The following is a 2,686-nucleotide window of genomic DNA, read 5'->3' as shown; positions in this document are numbered from 1 at the left end:
CGAGAGCCAGAACCTGCCGGTCCTCATCTTCGCGAACAAGATCGACCTCGAGGACGCCAACGTTCAGCGCATCAGCAACGCGTTCCCGCAGCACGAAACCGTTCCGCTGTCGGCGCTCGAAGGAGACAACATGGACGAAGTCTACGACAAAATCGCGGAGTACTTCGGGTGATATCATGCCTGAAGTGACCACAAACGGCGACGACGGCGACGACGGACTCGCCGACGGCATCCAGATCGACATGATCAGCGCCGACCGGATGGAGGGGATGCGGACGATGGAGAAGATCCGCCTCATCCTCGACGGCGTCCACGACGGCAACATCGTCATCCTCGAATCGGGTCTCGACCCCGAAGAGGAGTCCAAACTCATCGAGGTGACGATGTCCGAGATCAACCCCGACGGCTTCACGGGCATCGAGATCGAGACCTACCCCGGCGGGGAAAGCACCGATAACAGCTTCCTCGGCCGAATCATGGGGAAGGACGACACCTCGAACAAACTGACGGTCATCGGCCCGGCCAACCGTATCGAGACGCTCCACAAGGACGAGACGCTCATCAGCACGCTCATCAAGCGCAGATAATCCCGGGCCTACGCCCGCTCACAACCACCATGCCACATCAGTGTACTGGCTGCGGTCACACGTTCGCGGACGGCTCCAAGGAGATGCTCTCGGGCTGTCCGGAGTGTGGCGGCAACAAGTTCCAGTTCCGCCCCTCGGAGGAAGACCTGCCCGACGAGCCTGCCGAACCGGCGGGTGCCGACGCACCGTCGCGGCCGGACCCAGAAACATCGTCGGTCGCCGAAACGGTCGGACGGGCCACGACGAAGATGCGTGACCTGGTCGCTTCGGGGCCGGACGACCCGTCCGAGGACGCTGCCGAGCAATCCACGGACTCGACGACCGAGACCGATTCGGGAACGGAATCGACCTCCGTTGCGAAAGCGGAATCGACGACCACGGACCCCGAGTCGCCGACCGCCGAACCGGAACCGACGACCACGAGCACGGAGTTGGATACCGACCCGAACCCGGAGGCTGCGTGGCCGAGCGAATCCGGCGACGCCGAACCCGATGAACCCGAAACAGGGGAACTCGACGATGACGGTGAGATAATCGACGCCGATGCCCGGCGTTCGTCGACCGACGACTCCGAGGAGGACCTCGCGCAGGCGAGCGCGCGTAGTGAGGTCGTCCCGGAGGAGGAACTCCCCGAAACCGACGAGGCGGCCACCGAGACGGTTGCCGGCTCGTCCGGGTTGGAATCGGCGGAGGCCAAAGCCAGCAGTCCCGAACCCGACGTCGACGGTCGCGTCGTCAGCGAACCCGACGACGACGAGCAACCGGATATCGCGGAACTCCGCGAACAGCTCAACGACCAGTTCGAGTCCATCAAGATCGTCGAACCCGGCCAGTACGAGCTCAACCTGATGGAGCTGTACGACCGCGAGGAGTACATCATCGCACTGCAGGAGAACGGTCGGTACGTGATCCAGGTGCCCGAACAGTGGATGGGCGAAGACCCGGGCGAGCGATAGTCACGGCACCTCCCTTCGAATTCCTCCCCCTTCGTTTTCGAGTCGACCCAGCTACCCGTCGAGCCGGTCCAGCACGGCGTCGGCGTCGTAGGACAGCGACAGGGTGCGTGAACGCCCGCGCCCCTCGACGCTGCTGTATTCGGCGTCGATGAGGCCCAACTGTTCGAGTTTGTTGATGATCTCCGAATAGCGGGTGTAGCCGAGGTCGGTCTCCTCGCTGAAGACCTCGAAGACGTCGCCGGCGCGCTTGCCGTCGTGGTCGGCCAGGACGCGAACGAGTGCGGCCTCCGACTCCGACAGGCCGCGGAGGTGCCGGGAGAGGTGGACGTATTTGGCCTTCTCGTAGGCCTTGTCGACGTCGTCGGTGTTCACCTCCGTCGACCCGCGCATCTCGGCGTTGAGGCCGGCCCGCCGGAGCAGGTCGATACCGACTCGGAGGTCCCCACCGCTGTCGGCGGTGTGTTCGGCCACGCGGTCCAGAACGTGGGGGCCGACGGCCTCCTCGCGGAACCCGCGTTTGACGCGTTCCTGGAGGATGTCGACGATTTCGCGTTCACCGTAGGCGTCGAAGTAGACCTCTTCGGGTCGGAAGACGGACTGGACGCGGCTGTCGAGTTCGTCGATGACGTTCAGATCGAGGTCCGAAGAGACGACGATGACGCCGATCTTCGCGCCCGAATGGGCCTCGTGGGCCCGAAGCAGGGAGTAGAGGGTATCCGAGGCCTCGTCCTCGTAGAAGAGGTAGTTCACGTCGTCCAACGCGACGATGAGGACCTCGTCTTCCTCGACGAGGCGGTCGGTGATCTGACCGAAGAGCTTCTTGAACGAGATGCCGGAGGTCGGCGGCTCGTATTCGAAGAGGCCCTCGAAAAGCCGCGAGAAGACGGCATACCGGGTCGAATCGACCTGACAATTGACACGAACTACGTCGACGTCGCTGACGCTGGCCAACTCGTCGAAGAGCTTCTGGACGGCGGTCGTCTTCCCGGTGCCGGGCGGTCCCCGTGCCATCACGTTCAGCGGGCGGGAGCCGCGGACCGCCGGTCGGAGGGCGTATTTGAGCGTCTCCATCTGCTCGTCACGATGGAGGAAGGCCTCCGGCAGGTAATCGAGTTCGAGGACGTGCTCGTCGCGGAACACGGA

Annotated in this window: 3 protein-coding genes and 1 pseudogene; 3 read left to right on the top strand and 1 reads right to left on the bottom strand. The window is 64.0% G+C overall.

The features are described 5' to 3' along the window. The 3 genes and pseudogenes from V5A53_RS14410 to V5A53_RS14400 form a co-directional block, all read left to right on the top strand. Nucleotides 1-172, top strand: a pseudogene (locus V5A53_RS14410) (GTP-binding protein); the annotation flags it as partial. Between the two features lie 4 nt (nt 173-176). Then, nucleotides 177-587, top strand: coding sequence for a DUF2073 domain-containing protein (locus V5A53_RS14405; protein ID WP_332314304.1), 411 nt, complete (start codon nt 177-179; stop codon nt 585-587). 29 nt (nt 588-616) lie between these two features. Then, entirely contained in the window at nt 617-1,543 is a 927-nt protein-coding gene (locus tag V5A53_RS14400) for an OapC/ArvC family zinc-ribbon domain-containing protein (RefSeq protein ID WP_332314303.1), read from the top strand. Between the two features lie 51 nt (nt 1,544-1,594). On the opposite strand, the gene V5A53_RS14395 is transcribed toward V5A53_RS14400, so the two are convergent. Continuing rightward, nucleotides 1,595-2,686: ORC1-type DNA replication protein (locus V5A53_RS14395; RefSeq protein ID WP_332314302.1), on the bottom strand; the 1,092-nt coding region annotated here is incomplete at its 5' end.

Source organism: Natronomonas sp. (genome assembly GCF_036625485.1).
GTDB lineage: Archaea > Halobacteriota > Halobacteria > Halobacteriales > Haloarculaceae > Natronomonas.
Note: the sequence above shows the minus strand (reverse complement) of the source record. Positions and strands in the feature narration are given on the sequence as shown.

Coding starts and splice junctions, on each gene's coding strand:
- V5A53_RS14400 (WP_332314303.1), top strand. CDS start 617: ATGCCACATCAGTGTACTGGCTGCGGTCACACGTTCGCGGACGGCTCC.
- V5A53_RS14405 (WP_332314304.1), top strand. CDS start 177: ATGCCTGAAGTGACCACAAACGGCGACGACGGCGACGACGGACTCGCC.